This is a genomic window from Kitasatospora sp. NPDC058162 (genome assembly GCF_042884005.1).
GTDB lineage: Bacteria > Actinomycetota > Actinomycetes > Streptomycetales > Streptomycetaceae > Kitasatospora.
The window spans coordinates 1-1125 of the sequence record NZ_JBHVUS010000095.1; the positions used below are offsets into that span (position 1 = coordinate 1).

The following is a 1125-nucleotide window of genomic DNA, read 5'->3' on the forward strand; positions in this document are numbered from 1 at the left end:
GCGTTGCGCAGACCCGGCTGCTTATTTCCGTTTATGACCGGGGGCGTATCAACCCTGAAGATATCGAATATATCGTCACACACGGCACAGGTACAAAACTCGGTGATCCGGTGGAAATTAACGCGCTTTATGACGCATTTTCTGCCTATACAAACGAAGAAGCATTTTGCGCGCTCACATCAATTAAAACCAATATCGGCCACACGTTTGCCGCGTCAGGCATTGTCAGTTTGATCAGTCTTTTACAGGCGTTTTCCCGTGAAATGATTCCCGCCAGTCTGCATTGCAGCGGGGAAAACCGCTATATCAACTGGGAGAAGAGTCCTTTTTATGTGAATAAAACGGGTAAACCGTGGCCTTCTCTGCCGGGTAAAAACCGAATGGGGGCAGTCAGCGCATTCGGGATGAGCGGAACAAACGCCCATGTCGTTATGGAAAGCTATAAGCGCAATGCTTCACCTCATCGTGATGCCCCTGCATATTTACTGACTTTGTCTGCAAAAACAGAGGAGGCCCTTCAGGAAAAAATCGAAGATATGATCACCTGGGCGGAAAATGGCGGACTGAAAGAAAATGATCTGGCCCAGCTCAGCTATACGTTGTTAAAAGGACGGCATCACTTTAACCATCGCGCCGCCATCGTAGTGCAAGATGCTGATGACGCAGTGTATGTATGGAAGCAGGCAAAGCTTAATGAACATCATCCTTATGTGTTTTCGGGAAAAGTACCGCAGCACTTTGCAGGCCGTCAGCATATTCAGGAGCACATAATAGAAGTGCTCGGCAAGTGCAGCGCCTCATATTCTGACCATAGAAAATATCAGGAGCTGTTATGCGTGCTGGCAGATTTTTATTGTCAAGGTTATGAAATTGAAGGGGACTTGCTTTATGGCGGACCTTTGCCGCGAATCGGCAATCTGCCGGGTTACCCGTTTGCGAGGCAGACGTATTGGGCGTCTGATCGTCTTCAGAGAGAGCTTGAGAGCCGGAATTCAGCTGATCGTGAAAAGCTCCACCCGCTGCTCCATGCCAATACATCGACCTTTACCGTCCAGCGCTTTACTTCTGTTTTCTCAGGGCATGAACCGTTTTTTGCCGATCACATCGTCAATGGAAAACCGGTGC

General features: G+C 48.7%; 1 protein-coding gene. It reads left to right on the plus strand.

Going from position 1 to position 1125, the window contains the following annotated elements:
* On the plus strand, positions 1-1125 hold a 1125-nt coding region (locus ACFVXG_RS46160; RefSeq protein ID WP_387936508.1), incomplete at both ends, for a ketoacyl-synthetase C-terminal extension domain-containing protein.